31 protein-coding genes and 1 tRNA gene are annotated in these 22,240 nt (G+C 41.2%); 3 read left to right on the top strand and 29 right to left on the bottom strand.

What is annotated here, in order from left to right:
* The 3 genes from HYW79_00405 to HYW79_00395 all read left to right on the top strand — a co-directional run.
* Nucleotides 1-916 (top strand): hypothetical protein (locus HYW79_00405; protein MBI2635002.1); only part of this gene is annotated, 916 nt, incomplete at its 5' end.
* A 60-nt stretch (nt 917-976) separates the two neighbouring features.
* A complete protein-coding gene (locus HYW79_00400) occupies nt 977-1,168 on the top strand; it encodes a hypothetical protein (protein ID MBI2635001.1) in 192 nt (63 codons plus the stop codon).
* A 69-nt stretch (nt 1,169-1,237) separates the two neighbouring features.
* Nucleotides 1,238-1,468 (top strand): hypothetical protein, encoded by a 231-nt coding sequence (locus HYW79_00395; protein ID MBI2635000.1) that lies wholly within the window; start codon nt 1,238-1,240, stop codon nt 1,466-1,468.
* 24 nt (nt 1,469-1,492) lie between these two features.
* Here HYW79_00395 and HYW79_00390 read toward each other — a convergent pair whose 3' ends face one another.
* From HYW79_00390 to HYW79_00250, 29 genes are all read right to left on the bottom strand, one after another.
* Complete coding sequence (locus tag HYW79_00390) at nt 1,493-2,104, bottom strand: hypothetical protein (GenBank protein ID MBI2634999.1); 612 nt, start codon at nt 2,102-2,104, stop codon at nt 1,493-1,495.
* On the bottom strand, nt 2,101-2,787 hold the full coding sequence (locus tag HYW79_00385) for a hypothetical protein (protein ID MBI2634998.1): 687 nt from the start codon (nt 2,785-2,787) through the stop codon (nt 2,101-2,103). Before HYW79_00385 ends, HYW79_00390 begins: the two co-directional genes overlap by 4 nt.
* The gene (locus tag HYW79_00380; protein ID MBI2634997.1) at nt 2,784-3,590 is read right to left on the bottom strand and encodes a glycosyltransferase family 2 protein; all 807 of its coding nucleotides are present in this window, start codon (nt 3,588-3,590) and stop codon (nt 2,784-2,786) included. Before HYW79_00380 ends, HYW79_00385 begins: the two co-directional genes overlap by 4 nt.
* Nucleotides 3,591-3,593: 3 nt before the next feature.
* Nucleotides 3,594-4,214, bottom strand: a complete 621-nt coding sequence (locus tag HYW79_00375; GenBank protein ID MBI2634996.1) for a hypothetical protein — start codon at nt 4,212-4,214, stop codon at nt 3,594-3,596.
* Between the two features lie 46 nt (nt 4,215-4,260).
* Nucleotides 4,261-5,385, bottom strand: a complete 1,125-nt coding sequence (locus tag HYW79_00370; GenBank protein MBI2634995.1) for a methyltransferase domain-containing protein — start codon at nt 5,383-5,385, stop codon at nt 4,261-4,263.
* 12 nt (nt 5,386-5,397) lie between these two features.
* Nucleotides 5,398-5,535 (bottom strand): hypothetical protein, encoded by a 138-nt coding sequence (locus tag HYW79_00365; GenBank protein MBI2634994.1) that lies wholly within the window; start codon nt 5,533-5,535, stop codon nt 5,398-5,400.
* 66 nt (nt 5,536-5,601) lie between these two features.
* Entirely contained in the window at nt 5,602-5,991 is a 390-nt protein-coding gene (locus HYW79_00360; protein ID MBI2634993.1) for a class I SAM-dependent methyltransferase, read from the bottom strand.
* Between the two features lies 1 nt (nt 5,992).
* The gene (locus tag HYW79_00355) at nt 5,993-7,054 is read right to left on the bottom strand and encodes an aminotransferase class V-fold PLP-dependent enzyme (protein MBI2634992.1); all 1,062 of its coding nucleotides are present in this window, start codon (nt 7,052-7,054) and stop codon (nt 5,993-5,995) included.
* A 205-nt stretch (nt 7,055-7,259) separates the two neighbouring features.
* Nucleotides 7,260-7,976, bottom strand: a complete 717-nt coding sequence (locus tag HYW79_00350) for a nucleotidyl transferase AbiEii/AbiGii toxin family protein (protein ID MBI2634991.1) — start codon at nt 7,974-7,976, stop codon at nt 7,260-7,262.
* Complete coding sequence (locus HYW79_00345; GenBank protein MBI2634990.1) at nt 7,951-8,535, bottom strand: hypothetical protein; 585 nt, start codon at nt 8,533-8,535, stop codon at nt 7,951-7,953. The genes HYW79_00350 and HYW79_00345 overlap by 26 nt, the downstream gene beginning before the upstream one ends.
* A gap of 97 nt (nt 8,536-8,632) precedes the next feature.
* Nucleotides 8,633-10,300 carry a glycosyltransferase family 2 protein gene (locus tag HYW79_00340; GenBank protein MBI2634989.1) on the bottom strand — a complete coding sequence of 556 codons (1,668 nt, stop codon included), beginning with the start codon at nt 10,298-10,300 and terminating at the stop codon, nt 8,633-8,635.
* Between the two features lie 12 nt (nt 10,301-10,312).
* Complete coding sequence (locus HYW79_00335) at nt 10,313-11,059, bottom strand: glycosyltransferase family 2 protein (protein ID MBI2634988.1); 747 nt, start codon at nt 11,057-11,059, stop codon at nt 10,313-10,315.
* Between the two features lies 1 nt (nt 11,060).
* On the bottom strand, nt 11,061-11,666 hold the full coding sequence (locus HYW79_00330) for a class I SAM-dependent methyltransferase (GenBank protein ID MBI2634987.1): 606 nt from the start codon (nt 11,664-11,666) through the stop codon (nt 11,061-11,063).
* Nucleotides 11,667-12,317 (bottom strand): hypothetical protein, encoded by a 651-nt coding sequence (locus tag HYW79_00325; GenBank protein ID MBI2634986.1) that lies wholly within the window; start codon nt 12,315-12,317, stop codon nt 11,667-11,669.
* Complete coding sequence (locus HYW79_00320; protein ID MBI2634985.1) at nt 12,314-12,952, bottom strand: hypothetical protein; 639 nt, start codon at nt 12,950-12,952, stop codon at nt 12,314-12,316. Before HYW79_00320 ends, HYW79_00325 begins: the two co-directional genes overlap by 4 nt.
* A gap of 19 nt (nt 12,953-12,971) precedes the next feature.
* Nucleotides 12,972-13,463, bottom strand: a complete 492-nt coding sequence (locus HYW79_00315; GenBank protein MBI2634984.1) for a hypothetical protein — start codon at nt 13,461-13,463, stop codon at nt 12,972-12,974.
* 9 nt (nt 13,464-13,472) lie between these two features.
* A complete protein-coding gene (locus HYW79_00310) occupies nt 13,473-14,369 on the bottom strand; it encodes a glycosyltransferase family 2 protein (protein ID MBI2634983.1) in 897 nt (298 codons plus the stop codon).
* 3 nt (nt 14,370-14,372) lie between these two features.
* Entirely contained in the window at nt 14,373-14,906 is a 534-nt protein-coding gene (locus tag HYW79_00305; GenBank protein ID MBI2634982.1) for a class I SAM-dependent methyltransferase, read from the bottom strand.
* A gap of 3 nt (nt 14,907-14,909) precedes the next feature.
* Nucleotides 14,910-15,545, bottom strand: a complete 636-nt coding sequence (locus HYW79_00300; GenBank protein MBI2634981.1) for a hypothetical protein — start codon at nt 15,543-15,545, stop codon at nt 14,910-14,912.
* Between the two features lie 33 nt (nt 15,546-15,578).
* A complete protein-coding gene (locus HYW79_00295; GenBank protein MBI2634980.1) occupies nt 15,579-16,253 on the bottom strand; it encodes a hypothetical protein in 675 nt (224 codons plus the stop codon).
* 8 nt (nt 16,254-16,261) lie between these two features.
* Nucleotides 16,262-16,912 carry a hypothetical protein gene (locus HYW79_00290; protein ID MBI2634979.1) on the bottom strand — a complete coding sequence of 217 codons (651 nt, stop codon included), beginning with the start codon at nt 16,910-16,912 and terminating at the stop codon, nt 16,262-16,264.
* Entirely contained in the window at nt 16,903-17,739 is an 837-nt protein-coding gene (locus HYW79_00285) for a glycosyltransferase family 2 protein (GenBank protein ID MBI2634978.1), read from the bottom strand. Before HYW79_00285 ends, HYW79_00290 begins: the two co-directional genes overlap by 10 nt.
* Nucleotides 17,727-18,644 carry a glycosyltransferase family 2 protein gene (locus HYW79_00280; GenBank protein ID MBI2634977.1) on the bottom strand — a complete coding sequence of 306 codons (918 nt, stop codon included), beginning with the start codon at nt 18,642-18,644 and terminating at the stop codon, nt 17,727-17,729. Before HYW79_00280 ends, HYW79_00285 begins: the two co-directional genes overlap by 13 nt.
* A 206-nt stretch (nt 18,645-18,850) precedes the next feature.
* On the bottom strand, nt 18,851-19,342 hold the full coding sequence (locus HYW79_00275; protein MBI2634976.1) for a DUF2190 family protein: 492 nt from the start codon (nt 19,340-19,342) through the stop codon (nt 18,851-18,853).
* Nucleotides 19,343-19,462: 120 nt separating this feature from the next.
* Entirely contained in the window at nt 19,463-19,693 is a 231-nt protein-coding gene (locus HYW79_00270; protein MBI2634975.1) for a hypothetical protein, read from the bottom strand.
* Between the two features lie 129 nt (nt 19,694-19,822).
* Complete coding sequence (locus HYW79_00265) at nt 19,823-20,017, bottom strand: twin-arginine translocase TatA/TatE family subunit (protein ID MBI2634974.1); 195 nt, start codon at nt 20,015-20,017, stop codon at nt 19,823-19,825.
* Nucleotides 20,018-20,154: 137 nt separating this feature from the next.
* The gene (locus HYW79_00260) at nt 20,155-20,949 is read right to left on the bottom strand and encodes a twin-arginine translocase subunit TatC (protein MBI2634973.1); all 795 of its coding nucleotides are present in this window, start codon (nt 20,947-20,949) and stop codon (nt 20,155-20,157) included.
* 15 nt (nt 20,950-20,964) lie between these two features.
* Entirely contained in the window at nt 20,965-21,987 is a 1,023-nt protein-coding gene (locus HYW79_00255; protein MBI2634972.1) for a hypothetical protein, read from the bottom strand.
* Nucleotides 21,988-22,150: 163 nt separating this feature from the next.
* Nucleotides 22,151-22,224: transfer RNA gene (locus HYW79_00250), tRNA-Lys, on the bottom strand.
* Nucleotides 22,225-22,240: the final 16 nt, after the last annotated feature.

The following is a 22,240-nucleotide window of genomic DNA, read 5'->3' as shown; positions in this document are numbered from 1 at the left end:
TGAAGGTGACTCGGAAGATGAAGGGCTAAGCGACGCTGAAGGAGAAAGCGAGGCACTGGGAGAAAGGGACGGCGATTCAGAAGCCGATGGCGAGAGCGAAGGACTCTCAGAAGCGCTGGGTGATAAAGATGCCGATGGCGAAAGCGATGGCGACTGCGAACTGGATGGCGAGAGCGAAGGACTAACGGATGAGGATGGAGAAAGACTCGCTGACGGAGAGAGCGAGGGGCTTTCAGAACTCGATGGACTTAGCGATGGCGAGACGGATGATGACGGAGAAGCTGATGCTGACGGTGAAAGCGAGGGGCTTTCAGAACTTGATGGGCTTAGCGAAGGTGACTGTGAACTAGACGGGCTTAAGCTTGATGACGGAGAGAGCGAGGAGCTGGGAGAAAGGGACGGCGATTCGCTAGACGATGGTGAAAGCGATGGCGATTCAGAAGCCGACGGAGACAGAGAAGCTGATGGCGAGAGTGACGGTGATTCAGAACTTGAGGGGCTAAGAGACGGCGACGCGGAGCTTGAGGGCGATAGAGAAGCTGATGGACTAAGCGATGGCGACTGCGAACTGGATGGCGAGAGTGAAGGACTAACGGATGAGGATGGAGATAAAGATGCTGAAGGGCTTAGCGACGGTGATTCAGATGATGACGGTGAAAGCGAAGGTGATTCGGAAGAAGATTGCGGCACTTCAGACGGAGAAACGGAACTTGAGGGGCTTAGCGACGCCGAGGGCGAAAGGGACGGTGATTCGGAAGATGATGGACTAAGTGATGGTGAAGAAGAAGGACTGACAGAAGGACTTTCTGAAGGGCTTGGTATAGTTGTAGTAAACGATATCCAACCCGGGTTTGATCCTGGATTGGTGCCTCCCGCATTGTCGTCTTGCAAATCGGCGCCAGTAGCGCCGCCATAATACATCGTGCCGGCATAAGAAGTGGTTATGGTATTTAGAGCTCGATAACCGACTTCAACAATGATACGGTCTCCCGCGGCGGCCGAAAGCCCATCGGCAAGAGCGTTGGTGGTGCTATTAGCAAACAAGTTGCCTGTGCCAGAAGCCGTTGTTGGCCATTCCTCGGCATCATTAGGCGTAGCACTGGCAATAGCATCGGTGACCAATGTTGACTTGACCGAGTCGGCATCGCCATTGGAAATCCAGATATGAACATGCGAAACAAAATTAGCCGCGAGGTTTTGTTCCTTCACACCAAAAATTGCCTGCCAGGTATCATTGGTGGCAAATGAGACCGCATTACTTAATGGGTCGGAGACCCACCGGCCCAGAGCAATATCAAAATCAGCAACAGAACTCGTCCCTTCGTCGGTGCCTATTGATGTAAAGCCCCCCGCTCCAATGGCCTCTCCAAGCCGTTTGGTAACCGCAGTGGTGGTGCCGTCATCCCATGCTCCCTTCCAACCCCAAGTTGAAGGGTCGTTTCCGGTAGGCGCGTCGTTTGTGAAATAATATTGAGACATATCTATATGCTAACTATTTATCCAGATGAAAAATTGGCTTGATAACCCCGGAAACATCAATACAACTACCGCCATTTCTAATAACCCTTGTAATAAACCAGCTTTCTCCTCCCTGAAAAATACCGGGCATCTCCGGGTCGCAATCGCCGTACTGGCCGATAAACTCATATTTCTCAAGCGCTTCTCTTTTAACTAAAGACAGCCCGAAACCGCTCATCATCTCCTTTGGATTTATTCTGGATGGATAGGAGTGATTAATTTCCATGCAATCGGCTATTAATCTGACTAATTCATCAAGAGCGTTTGGCGGAGCAATGATGTCGCACTCCAAAGTACACCAGGCATCATATCCTTTTGTTAAAATCTCCTGCCTTATTATTTCTCTGGCAAAGGATAACTTTCCGTCAGTGCCCAACTTTTGGTCAACGTCAACATGTACCAGCTTATAGTTGGTGATGCCGTATTTTGCGCAATAGCCCTTAACCGTTTCCAGATATGATTCGTCAGGCGAATTATCAACCATCATAAAATCGTGAGGGTAAGTAAGCTCGGATACGCTTTTAAGCCATCTTTCCATAGCATAATCTTTGCAGATATGAATTGGTGTGCCGATAAGTATTTTCATTCGTTTAAATGGTATATGGGAGCGACTACTCCATAGACCTCAATATAATTGTCTCCGCCTTTAAGTAAACGATGCTTAAACCATCTTGCGCCGGCATGCCAAGACCGAGTCAGGTCCCAGTACTCTTGAAGCAAGAAACTGTATTTTTCTAAGCATACTCCTTTTATTAAAGCGCATCCTAAATCATTTTCGGGACTACCGGGATTTTTTCTTGACCATGAACCGTGGCTAACCATCGCGTAATCCCCTATTTTCATTATATCAATCAATTTATCCAAGGCATTCGCCGGTATAATTTGGTCGCATTCCCAGGAGAACCAAGCGTCATAATCATGGGAAAGAATTTCCTGCCTGATTATTTCTCTTGAACGGCCGATCCTCTCGTCCGCTCCTTGCGCCTGATTGATTTCCAAATGTTCTATTTTGTAATTCGTAATTCCATATTTCGCACAGTAATTTTTGATTTTCTCCACATAATCCAACCCGGGCGAATTATCTACCAAAAATAAATTGGCAGGGGTCTGTTGCTGAAGTTTGGCAACATTCTCCAGCCATCTTTCCATGCAATAATCCTTGCATTCGTGGATTGGCGTGCCGATGAGGATTTTCATCCCGTTAGAAATCCGACTCGCTTCAGACGTGTCGGCAAAAATCTCTGATTTTTTATTTCTAACGGGATTCATATGGAATTTAAAATATTTTTTAATGGCCCGATAAATTTGTCCGTTGAATTGTCTAAAACATCATTTATATCATGTTCCTCCCACCAGGATTCCGGTTTAATTCTTTCCTTGAAAATCGCCACGTTAATTTTTTTGAAATTTAAAAAATATGAACGGCTTTGGCAAATATAATGGTTAATACGAAATTTTTCATATGTGGGCTCATAGTTTATCTCAAGACCGCAGGTAATCGGCCTTAGATTCTCATCAAATGTGCCAAGAGGAGTTTTGAATAAATGCGCGTTCTCACCAACTTGAACGGATGAGGCGGCTTGCCTTCCGCGGACAATGCTTTTTACATGGTGGTTGGCCTCAAAATTGCCATCGGCTCTGCGTCTATAATTTTCAATAATCAAACCGGGCGGTTCTTCAATATATCCACTGCTTCCAAAACACGACCAATAAACACCTAGGGCGGATATTTTTTTATCGTTAAATTCAGCCAGCGCAGTTTCCATAGAATCATGAGCTGTGGGGAATAAAAATTCATCACTATCAATGAACGCCATGTAATCCACTTCTTTCAGGAAATTGTCGCAGGAATGCTGATAAGACGTCATTTGGGCCGTTTCAACCTCTGGCCCCACCGGAATTATTGTAATGTCAAATTTATTTTTTAAACCATTAAGAATCTCTTCCGTGTTATCCAAGCACATGTGAGTATAGATATAAAATTTCCTGAAGCCGACTAAATAATGAAATGCAACCCATTCTTTTATCCATGGAGCTCTGTCGCGTTGAATTGTGGTTATTCCAAGTTGCATAAATTATTCGTTTAAGTGATAAACTGGTTCAATAACGCCATAAAGTTCAATAAAATTGCCTCCATCCCTTAGAACGCGTTTCTTAAACCAAGCATCGCTTTCGTCCCAGTTTTTTGGCATCTCAGGATCGGTGCCAAACTCAAGCAGGAAACCATGCTTTTCCAGAACTTCTCTTTTAATTAAAGAAAGGCCGTGGTCGGTATTGGGCTGATCGGGAACCCCCCTTGCCCAGTTATTGGGATTAATCATCATAAAATTTCCACCCTTCATTATCCTAACCAGTTCGCCCAAAGTATTGGTTGGTATGAGCTGGTCGGATTCCCATGTAAACCAAGCATCATAATCATGGGCAAGCATTTCTTGTCTGATTATCTCCCTTGAGCGGGCTATTTTTTCGTGATAAACCTTTTCCTGGGGAAGTTCTATGTGTTCAATCTTATAATTTTTTATTCCATATTTCGCACAGTACCCCTTCATTTTCTCCACATATTCAAGCCCTGGGGAATTATCAACCAAAAGCAAATCGGCCGGATATTTTAGACGGAGTTCGACTACGTTTTGGAGCCATCGCTCCATGCAATAGTCCTTACAAATATGGATTGGCGTGCCGATAAGGATTTTCATTTTCGTTTTAAAAATTTCCGAGGAATTATCAGTAACGATATGTTAATTAAACCATTTCGTAAATATCGTCGGAATAGTTTCTGCTTTTAATGAAACGTTTTTTGAAAAAAACCTCCACTCCATGCCAACATTTGATCGCATCATATTCAGACAAAAAACCATGCTTTTCAAAGCATTCCCGCCTGATTAAAGCGCAACCAAAATTAGTAGTGGGTTCACAAAGAATTTTATTTGCCAATGCGGGGACGAATACCATCATAAAATTGCCTTCTTCCATCAACCCGACCAGTTTGTCCAAGGCATTAGCCGGCAGGATGTTGTCATATTCAACGGAAAACCATGCGTCGTAATTATGGGAAAGAACATATTGCCGGATTATCTCCCTTGAGCGGCCGATTCTTTCATCCTCTCCTTGTTCTTGATTAATTTCCAAATGTTCTATCTTATAATTCTTTATCCCGTATTTAGCGCAGTACCCATTCACTTTCTCCAGATAGCCAAGGCCAGAGGAAGTATCTACCATTAAAAGGTCTGCCCGGTATTTCAATTTAGAGATATATCCCAAGCATTTTTCTATAGGATAATTTATATGAATTGGCACTCCGATTAAAACTCTTAGGGAATGCGGCATCTTATAGTCAACTGGCTGTTTATGACAAGTTAAATGGATATAGCCCGGTTGTTCTTCTAATCGCTGTTTTTTAAAGTTTATCATCCCTTTCTTAAATAACTCGGCCAATAATTTTTTATAAGTAAAACTGTTTTTGCAAATATCACGGTATTCGTCGTTCTCTTGAGAGCCAAAGATTACCCGCCACCACCAACTCCATCTTCTTCCGTCTTCATTTTTTAAAAAAGCATTAAGTATGTATTCAAAGTCCGGGAAGATAATCTCCAGCTTGCCGCCGGGTTTTAAAACCCTGGCCATCTCTTTTTTAACCTTCTCCCATTCTTTGAGCGAAAAAATGCGGACAGTATCTTCGGTGAATATTTCATCAACCGAACCGTCGTCAAACGGCCAAGGGGTTCTTAAATCATGCCTCAAATCGCAAGGTTCTTGAATATCAATATTGATATATCCCTCTTTATGCTCTTTACCGCAACCTAAATTTAATTTCACCCCGTTAGAAATCGGGGCGTTCTTTTCTTGATTTGTAATAATTTTATTCATAATCTAAGGACGTCAGACGTCCTTAATTTTTAATTTGCAGATAATAGTTATGGAAGGAAACGGTTCTATCATCAAATATTCAATATCTCCATTCTTGTCAGCGAAATTTTTAAGCCATTTTCTTATCGGTATCTTTTTATATTTTATCATCCACTCAACCTTGTCGCGTTCTAGTGAGCCGCCTTCAATAATTATAAGCTGGCGTGTCTTATCTATCTAGTTCGGTATTATTTTTTCTAAAATTCCGCCCTCATTACTGACATCAACATGTAAAATATCAATTTTTTTATATAACTTATTTACTCCAATCGCGTCGCGCTGTTTAAGTTTTATGATATCTTTAAATTTTTTTAAATTTTTCTCGGCAACCGATTTAGGTACCGATTTAAATTCATACCTCTCCCACAAGTCATAACAGTCCAGAGTGCCTCTTCTATTATCCTTAAGCCCCCTTGCTATATGGTAAGCGCTGTATCCAGCTTTAGTACCCAATTCAACAACTTTCTTGGGTTTATAAATGCGCATCAGCGCGTAAAACAAATCTCCGTAATTATTTTTCTCATACGAGGAATACCATGGCGGATTTTCATTATTTAAATCAGTCATTTCATTTTAAATTTAATTTACTGTTCACAAAAATCCGGCCGATTTTATGGGCAATTTTTTCCGGTACCGCATAGTGGCTTGGCACAATAAAATACCTATGCTCTAATTCGTTCATTATTGGTAAAGGGGTTCTAAATTTTTTGAACAAAGTGTATTTATCGTTACGAAAATGATTTTTTCCTATTTCTATCCCCTCCCGGCCGTAAAGTTCTTTTAATTTTTTATAATTATCAGTGAAACCCACCGATACCCAGGCATGGGGTTTCAGTCCGTATTTTTTATAAATTTTTTGTAGGCGTTTTCCATGGGCTAGAACAGGATCAATAGACAACAAATTGCCCAAACCTATAGAAGCCGCGACATCGCACATTTGATATTTGTATCCGGCTTCTTTTAAATCAATATCTCCCAGTTTTGCTCTTTTGTCCCTGTCATATCCGAACCAGCGCAGCCGCTTGGCCTTGTCGCAATCTTTTTTATTTTTACATATCAAAAATCCTCCGTCCCCGGAAGTTATCATTTTAATCGCTTGAAGCGAGACGGCGGTAAAATCAGCCTTCCCCCAAAAATCGGAACCGACCGCTTGGGCGGCGTCTTCAATGAGGCAAATCTTCCGTTCTTTGCATATTTTAATCAATTCTTTCAGCCCGCGGTTATTTCCTCCGAAATGCATAAAAACTATCGCCTTGGTTCTTGGGGTTATTTTTTTCTTGACATCTTCAATACTCATATTCAAATCGTAATCTATATCGGCAAAAATTATTTTCGCTCCCCGCCTTACCAAAGGAACATTGGTAATCACGCAAGTTAAAACCGGTGTGATTACCTCATCGCCCGATTTGATATCCGCGAGTTCGTAAGCCAGCTCTAAGGCGCTGGTGCCGGAGTTAACTGCCGCAACGTTTTTCAGATTGAATTTTTTGGCAAATTCTTTTTCAAATTCTTTTACCATCGGGCCCTCGGCTATCCAGATTCCCGATAAAACTTTTTGGACCATTTTTCTGGCCAGCGGAGAAACATACGGCTGGAATAATTTGATTTTTATTTTTTTACTTTTCTGCATGTTTTTTACCATTATGTTACATGTTAATAATAAACAATTTAAGTAGGCCAATATTAAGGACGTCGGACGTCCTTAATTTTTAATTTTATTGGCTTCTTGATAACAGCTTCCTCGCATTATCCCAACCGGGAATGGTGTTTATATTTCCTTCTTCCCAGAATGTCGGCTTGCGCCTGAAATCTTTTTGATTCCAGCGCTTCTCCGACTAGAATTTCATTGATTTTTCGTTTTCTAATCTTAATTTTAAAAGAAAGATAGTGTCAGTTCGAAGCTTTGCCCTGGCCCAATCTTTTTGTTTTGGAGTCAAAAGCTCTCCCATACCAGATAATATGCTGCCGTTGTCCATCTTTTCAAGCAGTTCAATACATTTTTCTAAAAGTTCCCTGAACAACATGCCGGTTCGTTTTTCTATAATCTCTTTGTTGACCGGCCAGTCATTCTGCAAGAAAAACCAAACATCAAAGATGTCGCGATTCGTAGTGCCAAATCTCTCAAACATCGCGACTATCTTGTGAGCCGCCATATCTTCTCGCACCATTATTTTCATGGGAATACCTAGATACGACCTTACTTCATATTTAGAATTAAAATCCCTCCGATTTATTTCAAGCTTAATATTCTGTCCACCTTTAATTTTTTCAGAATATGAGAGCAAGTAAAACAGATTAAATCTTTTCTTGCTGGCCTCTTTCAATGTGCCATATTTCTCTAAAATATTTCTGACTCTTTCAAAGACATAATCTTCTTTTTCAGCATCCAAGAGGTCAAAATCCAAGTCCACCGAAAAACGATCTAATTCGTAAAATAAATATGCCGCCGTCCCACCCTTGAAAGCTAAAATGGGACCGATAGTAGCATCGGAGTAAATATCTTTCAATATCTTAATCATGATATTCTTATGAATTGCGATGTTGAGCGCCATTGAATATTTTATTTACAACTTTTTCCATTCGTTTATTTGCGTAAATAGGAAGCAGTTCAAACACTTTATCCCAATTTAAAGAACGCAAATTATCAAAATAATAATCCTTACTAACATACAACACATCAAGAAATGCGCGCTCGGGAGAAGCAATGGAGTAATATTCTTTCTTTTCTATGCCAACAGAATTGGTCAAAATAGTATCTTTTACTCTCCTATATTCATAGGTCTGATTATCGGCAGTAATTTCTCGGGTAATGTATGAGGCAATAAAAATTCTCTCATAATACTGAAATATCATACCGGCCTGTCTTAAAACCGTCTCAAAACTTATATAGGAAGGGGTGTAAATCTTAGTCGCTAATTCAAGCTTATCGTAGTTTTTGTCCTTGGCATAAAATCCTCTCCGGATTGAGTATAATTCACCTTTTTTGACATAATAATTCAACCTTCTTTTTAATAACAAGGTGTTTGTTCCTTCGGATGCCAAAAGAATCTCCTTGAATGTGAAGACTGTGTTGTTCGCCCTTAAAATATTCAATATTTCTGATTTTTGCATATGTGGACTGGAAGCTACCATGGGTGTTACCTCCAGTTCAATTGTAATCGGTATTTCGAAAAAACACAAGTTTTAGCTGTGGATAAGGAGTATTTACTTACCCCAACAACTTTCTGACATTATCCCAACCGGGGATAGTATCTATATTTCCCTCCTCCCAGAATGTCGGCTTGCGCCTGAAATCTTTTTGATTCCAGCGCTTCCAAGTGGAATTTTCTCCGTGAGAAACATCTATATTAGGAAACGCCGGCATAAAGTTTTCAAAATTACACCAAAAATTCCATCTAATCCTGCCGTGCGTAAACGGCTCAAAACCCATGTGGCGAGGCCTATAATCGTTGCCAAGTTTTTCTATCATTTCTACCCGCTCCCTGAAATGTTTTATGGCCGCCTCCCGATAAACCACCAGCCCCGATAAAGGCGAGGCATTATAATGAACCGCGAAGCCATCTTTCTGTCTTAAAAACCAATAGTTGCCGTTATAGTAAAAAGTGTTTTTGTCGGTTGGGGTAAAGAGGAAATGATTCGGGTGGTACAGAACATCATGCTCGCATAGAAAAACGATGTCTTCCTTTATCTCTTCCAAACCTTTGAGAATCTGCTTATACATTGTTTTATATCCCTTTTCCCCGCTTACTACAAAATTGGTGCCGAAGTTAGTAGGCTTCAATGTAACTGACGTGATATTGAGCCCCGATTTTGCGATCTGTTTCTTGATAGTTTTGGCAAATTTGATATTTAGCCGGTTGTCCGAATAATACAATATGCCCTTAGTCGGCGCGACCGGCGAAATCGTGGAAACATTGATTCCACGATTTTGATTCTGAAGCGGCCAGGCCTTGATTTTTGCTCTCATCTCTTCCGTCCAGCCCGGCACCGGCCAAAATTTTTCTATAAGCCATGACAACGGGCGGATTTGCTTGTCCCATTTATTATCAAAAAATATTTCTCTTACCGTTTTCTTCGCCTGCTGGACTTTACTGCCCGGGTTCTCATAAGGAAAACCAAAATCGCCGCCCTGCGTCCTGAACATGTGGGCATACCATGTTTTGTGATTAACCACTACCCTGCCTCCTGAAAGCCATGTTTTACATGCCACTTCAATCCCCTGCGAACCCCATGAGCCGAAAGATTCGTCACAAATATTTAGTTCCCAGTATTTGTCGCGAGTAAGCATGAAACAAGAGCCCTGAATAGACATTGTTTCCGTTAAATTTATTTCTAAATCTTTTTTATATTCGGGACGCTTTTTGAATCCTCTGAAATATTGGAAATGCGGTTCCTGATCAAAACAATAAGCGGTGCTTTGCGGGTTTGTTTTCGCTATCCAGACCACATCCTTGATTGTGGGCTTGCCGCACTCTTTGCACGGGCCGGAAGGACTTTGGTATCTGCTATGCCCGTCCGGACAAACCCAATTAAAAGCATGGAGATTCCTCATAACCGGAATCATCGTCCAGTTATCTTTCATTTCGGCTGTCATCTTGACGTCAAATCCTTTGTCAAAAGCGCAATGAGCGTCGCATTTCATTATATATTTTGCTTCCGAAAGCCGGCAGGCCTGGTTGGTAGCGGCCCGTTGGCCCTTGCTTTCCGGATTGCATATTACTTTCAATCTTGGATCGTCCGGCAGTTCTGTCTCATAGCCGTCTAAGACGGCGATAATTTCCGTATTTCCTTCAATGTTGCTCAAAATATCCTCAATTGTTTTTTTGAGGAATTCTTCGTTGCGAGCGGGGATAAGAATGCTTAGGTTGTATTTCATAAATTACGATTTTCATTCTTTTAGAGGCTGCGGGGCCTGATCATGGCTTAAATTATGAAATAAACCTTTGGGATTTAAATCACCTCGCACATGATATTGGCCGATTGGGAAAATATATATCTTGGGGCCCCAAATTGATTGTATACCGTTAGCTTTGGCATAACGATTCCACAAATGATTAAAATGACCGTCTTCTCCTCCTCTTGAAGGAGCGTGGTGGCCGTAAGTGCAGTATCTGGCCGAATAGCCCCCAATCCTTTCGAATGTCGTCTTTTTTATAGCATAAGTATTCCCGTGAACGCTGGCGTATAAGCCCCTTTCAGTTTTCAGCCTTCCCATATCCATGCCATACTCTTCTAAAACTGATGGCTCTTGGGAAAGAACGCCGTCTTCCAGTAAAACTCCGAAGTGGCGCGGAAAAACCATTTTATCGCCCGTAAATTCATAAACCGCTTCAATAGCTTCTTTTGAAATTATGTGGTCAATATCTGTAAAAAAAAGATACTCTCCCTTCGCTAATTTGGCGCCGGCATTGCGGGCCAGACCTTGGGTCCAAGGACGCTTATCGTTAGTGTAATGAATGCGCAGGTTCGAAAGTTCGTAATCCTCAATTTTATGCGGCGGGTTGCTGCCATCGTCCATAAAAATAAACTCAATATCATCCGGCAAATTCATCGCCTTGAAATGCTTCACTTGCCTGGCCACAGCTCCATGGCTATTATAAATCGCTATAATAATGGATATTTTAGTCGGATTCATATTATCTTTTTACATACATCCACGATGGACATTTATCCGCCCACGTAAATAATGGTTTTATGTCATAAGCGGAACACCAGCCATTTACGGCTTCTACGACTCCAAAATTATACTTGCGATTTTTAAAATAATCATGTCCCAACACCAGGCCTCCTTTGCGGACTTTCTTGCTCCAAGACGCGATATCGGCAACCACATATTCGTAATTATGGTTTGCGTCAATAAAGACAAAATCCAGCGACTCGTTCTCAAACCGCTTAACGACATCGAGAGACCAGCCTTTGATAAATTTTACATTTTTATATCCTTTGGTCCTTGCCATCGCTTCAACATAGGCCTCATTTTCTAAGTCCTTTGCGTCATAATCATTGTAACCGGGGTAAGCAGTCCAAGCGTCAACGCCTATCAACTCCAAATTGGGAGCTTTCTTAGCTATCCTACTCGTGAAGTTCCCTCTATATACCCCCAATTCAACTCCTTTTCTAAATCCTAGATCGTTGAATAAACAACCCATGTCATGCCACCGGCTCACGGGTATTTTAATTGGAGACGAAGTTTCGTTTAAATCAATTTTATATCGATTGCAAATAAAATTTAGCGTATCCATTTAAATAAAGAATTCTTTTTTTAATTTTTCATGATTTCCCCAAATAGGCAGGTCTTCTTCGCGCCCATGCGACATTCCTCCGAAATGCCTTAACCCATCGCCGGTTTTTACGCTTATGATAGGGTCGGTATGAAAATATTCCCATCTAAATTTTACGAAAGGATTTCTTATTTTATTGGAACCTCCGTTAACATACAAGGTGGAATGATTCCACATGGGCAAATTTTGAAGCGCCTCTTCAAGTATAGATAGATAAAATTCCCTACCGATTATCTGGCCCCCTTCAGAATATTCTTTTTTATGATACCCCGGCCTTGTTTTGTATAAAATCCATATGTTGTCGCTTCTGTAAACTTGATCCAGGCGCGAGGGAATAAATTTGAAGTAATCCTTGGGATAAATGACATCCGACTCCGTAGATATTATGTAATCGGCATCCGTGTTCTGACAAGCAATTTGGACTTGCCTGAATAAATTATCGTCATTAATGCCGACTTCGCCGACACATATATTTTTTCCGAAATCTATTGGCCTTTGGGATACGGAAATAATAGGTATTCCGCCACAAACATTCAGGATATTCTGCCTGATTTTGTTTTCAAACTCTTCTTTTTCCCTGTTTGATGTGTAATATATTATCGCTGGTTTCATGCGTGTAATTGTCCCCCATTTAAGTCTTCCAAAAAATCAGTCACAAAATGCCACTCAACCGATTGGGGCAGTTTTAATAAAGCGGGAAGGCATTTGCCTAAATCATTTTTGAGTCCATAAACATGGCCGTGAAGTTTTAAAACTTCAGTATTAAAATCATGGTAAGGCTCATGCAAACTATGCGACCATTTATAAAACTTTTTGGTAGAAAGCATTTGGGGCTGGTTTCTGTCCACCGCTCCCCACCATCCTTCTTCATCCAGCGCCCTCACCACGCCCTCGCTCCACCTCCAATGGGGCGCGCAGAAACCTTTTTGAAAAGGCAGACCGTCCTTTTCAAAAGCAGCTGTAACGGCCGGCATAATTTCATACTTGAAAATATCGTAATCGCAGAATTCCAGATCTTTATTATGGGTTAAACCGTGCGGAATTATCTGTATCCAATCAAGATGTTTTTTGATTTCTTTGAGCATATCTTTCCGAATACAAAACGGCCCCCAATCCGCGCTTATATCCGAAGCGACGGTAAAAAGAGAAATTTTAAAGCCGGGAAAATGCTCCTTAAGTTTCAACAAAAGGTCTAGCCGATTATTCACAACACTAAAATCGTGGAGGTCAAGACAGACTTTTTTCATATTTATATCGAGAATTTTTTTAACCAAGTTTTGAAACATCTATAAAATTACTGACCGCGCTTGTCCAGGGAATATATTTAGAAAAATCCAGACGGTATTTGAATAAAGGGAAAATTTTGCTGTAGCGATAAACCCAGTCGCTTTGCGGTTGCGTATCATGTATGACAATAATGTCGGCATAATTGGCCAGCCTTTTTATGTCAATATATCTTTCCCTCATCGGACTATGGTCTATAAAAGCCAGCCCCCAATGCCGTTCTATATCCGCGCTTGCCCAATCTTGGCAAAAAATCACTTTATGAAAAGGCTTGCTTTCGCTAGCAGCTTTTTCATACCAATCCATTTTGCTTTCATAGGAATACAAAGTTCTTCCGCTCATCTCGCAAAGCCATTTTAATACCGGAGTGGAAAAATGCCCCATTCCCATCTCCAAAACATCGCCTTCGGTTTTATCAAACATTCTCACCAAGAGCGGCAAGTGAGTCCCCCATTCAATTATATTTTTACCCATATATTGTAATTATGGCTGCTGTGACCATTTTCTTATTTCTTCTTTCCAATTCTCGGGCCAGTCGGGAACCGGCCAGAATTTATCTATAAGCCAGTCAAAATCGTAGATTCTGTCCGGCCATTTGTTGTTTAACCAAAAATCGTTCGTATAATTTATTGCCGCACGTCTATTCTCGTGTATTTTTCTGACTTGTTCATTTGAATAATCCCAACCTTTATGTTTGGGTCCCCTTTCTCCCCATCTATGCGCGCACCAGGTTTTTTTATTTGTTACCACTCTGCCGCCGCCTAGCCATGTCTTGAGGCATACCTCCAAGTTCTCAAAAGATGGAAAGGCGCCATAATTCTTTTCATCAAGCAGGCCAAGTTTATTCCAATGCTCCCGTTTCATAAAATAGCACGCTCCGGCCGAAAGCATGCAATCATCTATCAATATCTCTTTCCTGCTCTCAAGCCACCCCGACCACGGCTTGCCGGAGAGTGTGCCATCTTTGAGAGGATATGTCACGTATCCCGCGTCAAACGGCGCTCTGCCGGCGTTATCTTTGGTCCAGCCTTCATCTTTTAATGCATACAATCTTGGAACAACAACCCAATCATCTTTACAATCAGCGGCCAACTTTACATCAAATCCTTCATCAAGAGCGACATGGTCGTCTATTTTCATTATATATTTTCCTCTGGAAACCAATACGCCTCTATTTACACTCGTTCGAAGTCCGAAATTTGAACGTAGTTCTCCGTGGTGTATTACTATAACCCGCTTATCATCTCTTACCATCGTACCGGGCCAATAACCATCCAGCACAACAACTACTTCTACCTCCCCTTTCGCCTTATTTAAAACATCATCTACAGTTTTTTGCAGATAAGCATCGCTTCTTGATGGAATTATTACAGATAACATAAGTTATAATTTTTTAAACTTAGCATAGATGCACTGCTCTTTCAAAACAAGAAGCGTCCGGCCTTCCAGAGTAAACCCTTGCCCTTCGACAAACTTTACGAGCTCTTCTTCCGTCCATTCCTGATAATGATATTTATCCATTCTTCCCAGCATGCCTCTCGGCGGCGTGGCGATGTAGATATAATATTTGAGAACCCTCCTTGCTTCCTTGAGCGCCTTTTCCGGAAATTCGAAATGTTCCAGCGTATCTACCAAAAGCACGGAGTCAAACTCTTCATCTTTATAAGTCAGATTATAGGCGTCGCCAAGCACCACATTTGCCCCCTTTTCTATTGCTAACCTTACCGCCTCCGGTTCATCGTCTACTCCTATTATACCCAGAAGGTGAGTTATTCTCCCATCCCCGGCGCCGATATCGAGAATATTTTTTTCTTTTACCCACTCCTTTATCCTATGCGCATGCTCGCGGTAATATCTGTCCTCATCGTACATTTTCCAATGATAGGCCCCTTTTTTCCGGTATTTATCAAACTTCATAATTTAATAACCAAATCCGTTTCTAACATCTCCTATATGTATCACTCTTGGCTTATCGGTGCTTTTGCCCCAATAAGCGCATTTTGCATTTGGATCCTTAAATAGCATTCGCCCGTATTTACGTTCTGAATATGGCATATCTGGCCAAGGATGTTCGTAAATAAGAGATTTATTATAAACAGAAGGATTGGTAGAATAATTAACTCGATGTTCTATCCAATAATTAGTACCGTCAGTTTTATCTTCATATCGTTCAGGGTGCGAAGCTATTATCCCTCCTTTTCTTCGCTCCCGGTTGCCGATCGGCTGTCTGAGAAGCACGATTTGTTTGATATAGTCGTTATTTTTAATGACATTAATCATGTTGTCAATATATATATCCTCCATAAAAATAAAGTCGTCTTCCAGGTGGAAGACCCAGTCATTGGAATCTTCTTTGAGTTTTTGCCATGCGGAAACTATGGCCTTTGTGAATCCGACTCGCTGGGTTGTGGCAAGCTCGTAGCCGAATTGTTTAAGCCAATCACGATAATCTTCATCTCCCGAATCGTCATGAATCAGAATTCTCGAAAAATTACCGTGAAGTTTCCCCAGTGTGGACAAAGTTCGTTCTAGATATTCCCGGCGGCCATTTGTCATTATAAGAAGCGTTACCATTGTGAAGTATGAATTTTAGTAACCATGTTTTTCAAATATTCCGATTAAATGATCTGGGAGAAGCGGTTTAACTTCTTCATAAAGCTGGGTCATCCGGGGGTGGAAATGGAATACCTTAATGGGTTTATCCGCTTTTTTAAAAGTAAGTTCATTGTGTCTCATTCGCCCCAAGTTATAAGTATTATTAAGTTTTATATACCGTTCGTTAATATTGTTTATATTTCTAGAAGTCAGCCATCTTAAGGCTATTTCTTCATTTACAACCCTCGCGTTCATAGTCTGACGGATAAGTTCAAAAATATCCCTTGCTTTCTGGGTAAAAAAGAAGCTTCCGGTATTCCACATTGTATTAAACCCATAATCGGTAAAGGCCGCGTCTTTGTTTCCTAATATATCTTCCGGAAATATATCAACTTGATACGCGTCAAAATCATGAAACCAGCACATGTCGTCTACCATGTAGTTATCCATCATGTGGCAAATTACATTTATCTTACTGGCTCTTTTGCGATGGTTACAAAATAAGTCATCGGGCACCACTATTGAATTAATCCCCCCGTAGGAATAAGGGAAATTAGTTACCAATAAGATATCTTTTCTATCCCATGTTCGTATAGAATTATCTATCTGCACCTTAACCAGGCGTATATAATCTTCGGTAAATTCTTTTAACGGATTTATGTAAATCATTAAGTTTTTCATGTAAACATTTGTTTTCTAAGTTCTATAGCGCTTCCCCAATATGGCAAGCTATATCGTGGAGGAACCCCCCTCTTGGTAGCCGTGTTTGATTTAACTCCATTGAGGGTTTTGAATGTGACCACCGGATTACCGTTCCACATACACGCTCCATTTGCCCGATATTGTATCCGATAAGATTCTTTATTTTCTTTTGATGTCCATTTGGGGGTCGAATCTAAGACCTTATTGATCTTTTCCAACCACATACTCCTGTCGATTACTTGAGCGCAATCACTGTTTTTTTTGAACCAAAATTTAGGTTTACCGTTGAATCGAGTGTAGTGAACCCATACATTGTCATACATATAAGCATGCCCTCTTTCTGGCGGTCTGAACGCAAAGTAATCCGGCGGGTAAAGCGTATCTGCTTCGGCGATAATCACATATGGCGTCTTCACGGCCAGCAACCCTAACTGTATCTGGCGAAATTCATTATGGTAGCAGTTATCTTGTGTTCCCACGCAGATATTATATCCAAAATTCATGTGTTTTTGAGAAACAGAAACCACAGGCAAACCTCCCTTGTTCTGTATTATTGTTTCTACAACCTTATTCTCAAAAAATTCATCCTCTCTATTTGATGTGTAGTAAAGTACTGTTAATTCCATAAACGTTCTTTCCAGTCAGCTGGCCATCCCGGAATCGGCCAGAACTTTTCTATTACCTTTATGAAACCCTCTTTGTTCTCGTTAGCCCAATAATTATAAGAATATCTATAGCAGTCCCTGCCCTGATTTCTGTCAATAAAATAGCCACGCCCGTATTTCTTCCCTTTGAACAGGTGCGCATACCAGGTTTTCTTATTCGTCACTACCCTGCCTCCTGAAAGCCACGTGGTCAATCCCAATTCCTCCGGCTCTCCGTAAAGCAGGCCGTGGAATTCTTTTACCTTCAGAAACTTGTGCTTTTCGAAGTGACTCTTTTTCATAAACCAGCATGAGCCTTGGAATGTCAGAGTATCGTCTATTAAAATATCTTTTCGCTCTTCGGCTCTGCTTTTCCACCTAAATCCGTGAAGGGATACCGGGTCGTATTTTAGGGGATATATGAAATGCTCGTAATCAATCGGCGTCTCATTCATATTGGCGCGCCAATTCTCGTCGTCCAGCTTGTATCTCCTCGGTATCATAACCGTATTATCCCCGCAATCCGCCGCCAGTTTCTCATCTATACCTTTGTCTACAACGCAATGCGCGTCGATTTTCATCAAGAATTCGCCTTTGGCGATCTTCACGGCGGAATTTATGCCCGCCCTCATACCAACGCTATCTTCATGAAGAATGTACTTGACCCTCGAATCAGAATTTCTCTCCGGGGGATTGTAGCCATCCAAGACAACGAGAATTTCAAACTCACCGGTACAGTTATCGAGAAGACCTTTGACCGTTTTTTCGAGAAATATCTCGTTTCTTGATGGAATTATTATTGAGACCATTTGGATAGAAGTTCTTTCCAGTTATCCGGCCAGTTTGGCAGCGGCCAGAACTTTTGGATAAGCCATTCAAAATCATGAATTCTTTTTTCCCAGCGATTGTTTACCCAGAAATCGTATGAATAGTTATTGCATTTCCTGATTGATTCCTTGCTCATATGATACATTCGGCCGTATTTGGGTCCCTTGTGCAGATGCGCGTACCAAGTATTCTTATTGACCATCACCTTACCCCCCGATAACCAGGTTTTAAAACAAATTTCCTCTCCTTCTTGTCCCCACCCGCTGAATCCTTCTATCTGCATTAAATCTATTTTGCGAAACCAGTCCTTGGTCATAAACCAAAAACTTCCCTGTATGGTTATGGTTTCGTCAGTCGGGATGTGGGAACGGGCCAGAGTTCTCGCGTCCCACTTAAAGCCGTGCAATGCCGGATGGTAATCTTTCTTTGGCTCTTTGGGCGAGCCTGACATGCGGTGATAATTCAAGGGAAACATTAGATATTCATAGTCAATTGGCGGCCGGTTATCGGACTGGGTTTGCAGACACCAATTTTCTGCGTCTAATCTGTGCCTGCGAGGAACTTGCACCCAGTTTGGCTGATGATCTTTGGCTAACTGTTCGTCAAATCCTTTGGCCATCATGCAATGCGCATCCAGAGAAGAAACGTATTCTCCCTTGCATACATCGACCATCATGTTTATGCCCTGGCGCTTATGGCATTTCCCATCCCCTAAAGGAATCCGCAAATAATGAACCCTGGGATCATCAACAATTTCTTCGCTTGGCGGTTCATATCCGTCCAGAACAGGAAAAATCTCAATTTCTCCGGTAGCGTTAGCCAATACATCAAGAATTGTTTTTCTCAAAAATATTTCGTTTCTGCTTGGTATTGCTATTGAAAGCATAATATTTTAATTAGATATGCCAAATATACAAAAAAATACCATAAACGACAGGTATTTGAAAAGAGCTCTCAATATAAGGACGTCCGACGTCCTTAATTATGTATGAGTAATATAGTCCGCGGACGGATTGAAATTAATAGTGTCGGTGTGGGTGGCGATTCCGACAACCTGAATTACATCGTTTGTCGCCGCAGGTTGAGATTGGGTTATTCCTCCCACTGTAGTTGACAGATAACAAACGCCCCAACAGTTAAGACGCTTCCTCCGGTCCATTTAACGCTGTCTCTGTAAATACCGTGCAAGAGGACATTGTTTGACCCGCTGCTCGCGGTGGCCAAAGCCAAACCCGCCACCGGATAAGTGGAAGCCCCGTTCGCGTCCGCCTTATAAACTTTTTCGTCCGATTTGAAATATAAAAGGTCGCCTAAAGTAATAGATTCGCCATAGGTCATACTAACTATGAGTCCGGAAGCAGTTTGATTGGCCGTCGGCGATTCAACCAATTTAATGCCGAGAACATTATTTATGGGCAGTTCGCCCATATCCAGACGATATTGAGAAATTTTAATGGTCTGTTCGCCGACTTTAAGGTCTCCGCATTTTAGACAAGTAAAAAGAGAGGTAACAACGCCTTTTCCCTTATTAATCCCTAAAAGAGGGATCCATTCATGATTTTTACATTCTATTTTTTCTGCCATCCTGTTAGAAATCTATGTTTAATTTATTATAATTTATCAAAAATAATTACTGATTTATAGTCCCGGCAGGTTATATTTTATAAATTTCTAACGGGACCATTGATTTATTGTAATGAAATTTTACGCCTCATCATCAATTTGAAATATTTCTTCTCCCGAACTGTCGCGAATAGACAGTTTTTCTTTATTTTCCACAATTTTAAAATTCCCAAAACTGGTTTTATTAAGCAAACCGGTTTTGGCGGATGAATCATTTAGAAACGAAAACAGAGGAGTTAAAACCTTCTCCGCTAAAATAGCCCCGCCGCCAATCAGTATTATTTTAAGGAATTTTCTTCTATTTTCATCCATCCCGTTAGAGATAGGAAACTTTCGTTTCCGTTATTAAGTCTAATACGTGATTTAACATGTTTTGATAATTTATGATACCCGTCAGATCTAAACAAGGCCTGAATCTCTAACGGGATCCATCCTCGTTTACTACGATTTTTTATCAGATTTAAATTCTTTTTCGACTTTTTTTATTTCTTTTTCCATTTCCGCTTTGCCTTTTTTAAATTCTCCGGTAAACCGGCCCAACGCCCTCGCCAATTCCGATAGTTTTTCCCCGCCAAAAAAGAAAATCACCGCCGCGATTAAAATTATTGTTATTTCGGGGATACCTAGTCCAAACATATTGTTATTGAGCCTAATTTTTTATCAATCTATTTTTTTTTCCAGTAAAAAAAATAAATTACGACGGCTGCCGCGACTAAAATTATTGTTATTTCCGTAAACCCTAGTCCAAACATATTGTTATTGTATTTAATTTTTTACAAATTTTCGACCTTTTTTATAGTCGCATGTCTATTACTAAGTTTAACAGCAAAAAAAGACCCTATAAAGTACAAGAACGACAAAGGAATGAAAAGTAAAATCATAGTGATTCCCGTCCCATCCGGAGTGATTATGGCGGCCAAAACCAGAAAAAGAAAGTTAGCGTATCGCCAATTTTTTTTCCATACCCAAGCCGGTATAATCCCTAAAATGCTCAATAAGACCATAAATAGTGGCAGTAAAAACATAGTCCCGGTGGCAATAGTAAGGCCGAAAACATAATACATAAATTCGTTTATTGAAAAAAATGGAATCGCGCCGATAGCCGCGGTGTACGGATAAAGCGTTTTAAAGGTGGTCGGGATCAGAAAAAAATAAGCGAACGCGGAACCGGAAAAAAATAAAAAAACAAAAGGCAGCAAAGACAACATTACCGCCCTTCTTTCGCGAAAAAGAAGGGCGGGCCGGAGATACATAATAATTTTATAAAGAAAAAAGGGAACGGTTACCAAAAAACCTAATAACAGAGAAAGCGTTATCTGGGATATAAAAGCGCTCATTGGATTGGTGGCGATAAGAGCAACGTCCGGCGGAAGAAGATCGTGCCTGATTTTTTTAAAAACTTGCGCGGAAAAAGAATTTTCGGTCGGCAGCGGCAGAAAATAATTTTGCCCGAAAATCGCCGCTTTTTTTAAACCAAAAGCGAAAAAGAAAAAAGAAAAACCGATAAAGGACAGAATCCAATAAAAAATATTTTTTATGAATATTTTTAGTTCTTCAAGAAAAGACATGGGGGGGGCGCGTCATCATTGCTCCTGGTCAAATATCAGTATTGGAGTCCCTGTTGAATTATACATGGTTGTTGTTGTGGCGCTGGTGTATCCAAGTTTAAAGTTATTATTAAAAATAACTTTCGTTTCCACTATTACATTTCCCTTATCCGCCGGATCATCTGCGCCACAACCCGCACCCTCGCAGATCCACAAATTTTCATTATCTCCCCTAATATTTCCGCCGGTTGAAGAAATTTTAATGTCACCAGAAGAATCGGCTTGAAACTCGCCGTAGTTGGAATTTGACTGGTTCAACCTAAACTGCGGAACGCTATCCGCGCTAAAAACATTAAATTTCCTGGTCAGAGTTGTTGTACCAACGCCGACATTACCAAGGATTGCGGTGGTTGAAGCGGAAAAAATACCGCCGGAGTAATCAATAGAAAACAAAAGGTCTGAAATTGAATTTTCAATTCTAAATAAATTTGCCACCTGCCCCAGCGCGCCGCGTATGAAAAGAGGAATGGCGGAAGTGGTAGTAGCCGCGACAGTAACGATGGCTCCCGAACTTGGGGTTGTGGTGCCAAAAGATGATTGACCCGTTCCGCTTACTGCCGCGGCAAGCCGGGCGAAAACAGCGGAAGAAATTCGCTGTCTTGGGTCAAGAGTTTCAAAACCGCTACCACTTGAAGAAGAAGCCTCAACCTGAAGATAAATATCTTTATTGGTATTAAAATTATAATCTAAAGAATCCGGATATCCATTATCCGTGTCGCCTATATTCACGTTAAACACTCCGGACGTAACCGTAGCTGAAACTTCAGCGGGACCGCCCGATGGCCAAAGACGATTGGTTCCGGCAGTTCCCCCCGTAGCCACGTCCCATATGGAAAATTTAAAATAAAAAGTACCGGTTTGCAAAGCGCCGGCGGCATTAGTCAGTCGCCCCTGATAACTAAAAATTGTCGGGGTTCCGGTAGCGGCATAAGAGGTGGTATTCAGGGACAAAAAAACTATAAAAATTATAACAAATTGCCATTTTATCGTTTTTATCATAATTAAATTATACCACGATAAACTCCCGCCGTAGACGGGAGTTTATCCACATCAAAACGCTTATGCCCCCACCAGGAATCGGACCTGGGTCAATTCCGACGCTCCAATGCTTTGGAGGTCGGAACTCCGACTTCTGGCGTAAACCAGAACGTCGGAGTTGCTGTGCGCCCTGAAGGATTTGAACCTTCGACCATCTCCTTAAAAGGGAGTTGCTCTACCGGGCTGAGCTAAGGGCGCATGTTAATCTTTCCAT

This window comes from Parcubacteria group bacterium, assembly GCA_016186325.1.
Classification (GTDB): Bacteria; Patescibacteriota; Minisyncoccia; order UBA10092; family UBA10092; genus JACPHB01.
Note: the sequence above shows the minus strand (reverse complement) of the source record. Positions and strands in the feature narration are given on the sequence as shown.

What these genes read in the sequence shown, in the direction of transcription:
- HYW79_00320 (MBI2634985.1), bottom strand. Translation starts at nt 12,952, where the DNA reads ATGAAAAAAGTCTGTCTTGACCTCCACGATTTTAGTGTTGTGAATAAT.
- HYW79_00255 (MBI2634972.1), bottom strand. Translation starts at nt 21,987, where the DNA reads ATGATAAAAACGATAAAATGGCAATTTGTTATAATTTTTATAGTTTTT.
- HYW79_00365 (MBI2634994.1), bottom strand. Translation starts at nt 5,535, where the DNA reads ATGATAAAATATAAAAAGATACCGATAAGAAAATGGCTTAAAAATTTC.
- HYW79_00345 (MBI2634990.1), bottom strand. Translation starts at nt 8,535, where the DNA reads ATGCAAAAATCAGAAATATTGAATATTTTAAGGGCGAACAACACAGTC.
- HYW79_00300 (MBI2634981.1), bottom strand. Translation starts at nt 15,545, where the DNA reads ATGACAAATGGCCGCCGGGAATATCTAGAACGAACTTTGTCCACACTG.
- HYW79_00390 (MBI2634999.1), bottom strand. Translation starts at nt 2,104, where the DNA reads ATGAAAATACTTATCGGCACACCAATTCATATCTGCAAAGATTATGCT.
- HYW79_00325 (MBI2634986.1), bottom strand. Translation starts at nt 12,317, where the DNA reads ATGAAACCAGCGATAATATATTACACATCAAACAGGGAAAAAGAAGAG.
- HYW79_00305 (MBI2634982.1), bottom strand. Translation starts at nt 14,906, where the DNA reads ATGAAGTTTGATAAATACCGGAAAAAAGGGGCCTATCATTGGAAAATG.
- HYW79_00315 (MBI2634984.1), bottom strand. Translation starts at nt 13,463, where the DNA reads ATGGGTAAAAATATAATTGAATGGGGGACTCACTTGCCGCTCTTGGTG.
- HYW79_00370 (MBI2634995.1), bottom strand. Translation starts at nt 5,385, where the DNA reads ATGAATAAAATTATTACAAATCAAGAAAAGAACGCCCCGATTTCTAAC.
- HYW79_00355 (MBI2634992.1), bottom strand. Translation starts at nt 7,054, where the DNA reads ATGCAGAAAAGTAAAAAAATAAAAATCAAATTATTCCAGCCGTATGTT.
- HYW79_00290 (MBI2634979.1), bottom strand. Translation starts at nt 16,912, where the DNA reads ATGGAATTAACAGTACTTTACTACACATCAAATAGAGAGGATGAATTT.
- HYW79_00335 (MBI2634988.1), bottom strand. Translation starts at nt 11,059, where the DNA reads ATGAATCCGACTAAAATATCCATTATTATAGCGATTTATAATAGCCAT.
- HYW79_00400 (MBI2635001.1), top strand. Translation starts at nt 977, where the DNA reads ATGATACGGTCTCCCGCGGCGGCCGAAAGCCCATCGGCAAGAGCGTTG.
- HYW79_00340 (MBI2634989.1), bottom strand. Translation starts at nt 10,300, where the DNA reads ATGAAATACAACCTAAGCATTCTTATCCCCGCTCGCAACGAAGAATTC.
- HYW79_00385 (MBI2634998.1), bottom strand. Translation starts at nt 2,787, where the DNA reads ATGAATCCCGTTAGAAATAAAAAATCAGAGATTTTTGCCGACACGTCT.
- HYW79_00380 (MBI2634997.1), bottom strand. Translation starts at nt 3,590, where the DNA reads ATGCAACTTGGAATAACCACAATTCAACGCGACAGAGCTCCATGGATA.
- HYW79_00330 (MBI2634987.1), bottom strand. Translation starts at nt 11,666, where the DNA reads ATGGATACGCTAAATTTTATTTGCAATCGATATAAAATTGATTTAAAC.
- HYW79_00275 (MBI2634976.1), bottom strand. Translation starts at nt 19,342, where the DNA reads ATGGCAGAAAAAATAGAATGTAAAAATCATGAATGGATCCCTCTTTTA.
- HYW79_00375 (MBI2634996.1), bottom strand. Translation starts at nt 4,214, where the DNA reads ATGAAAATCCTTATCGGCACGCCAATCCATATTTGTAAGGACTATTGC.
- HYW79_00360 (MBI2634993.1), bottom strand. Translation starts at nt 5,991, where the DNA reads ATGACTGATTTAAATAATGAAAATCCGCCATGGTATTCCTCGTATGAG.
- HYW79_00265 (MBI2634974.1), bottom strand. Translation starts at nt 20,017, where the DNA reads ATGTTTGGACTAGGTATCCCCGAAATAACAATAATTTTAATCGCGGCG.
- HYW79_00260 (MBI2634973.1), bottom strand. Translation starts at nt 20,949, where the DNA reads ATGTCTTTTCTTGAAGAACTAAAAATATTCATAAAAAATATTTTTTAT.
- HYW79_00310 (MBI2634983.1), bottom strand. Translation starts at nt 14,369, where the DNA reads ATGTTATCTGTAATAATTCCATCAAGAAGCGATGCTTATCTGCAAAAA.
- HYW79_00350 (MBI2634991.1), bottom strand. Translation starts at nt 7,976, where the DNA reads ATGGCGCTCAACATCGCAATTCATAAGAATATCATGATTAAGATATTG.
- HYW79_00285 (MBI2634978.1), bottom strand. Translation starts at nt 17,739, where the DNA reads ATGGTCTCAATAATAATTCCATCAAGAAACGAGATATTTCTCGAAAAA.
- HYW79_00280 (MBI2634977.1), bottom strand. Translation starts at nt 18,644, where the DNA reads ATGCTTTCAATAGCAATACCAAGCAGAAACGAAATATTTTTGAGAAAA.
- HYW79_00270 (MBI2634975.1), bottom strand. Translation starts at nt 19,693, where the DNA reads ATGGATGAAAATAGAAGAAAATTCCTTAAAATAATACTGATTGGCGGC.
- HYW79_00295 (MBI2634980.1), bottom strand. Translation starts at nt 16,253, where the DNA reads ATGATTTACATAAATCCGTTAAAAGAATTTACCGAAGATTATATACGC.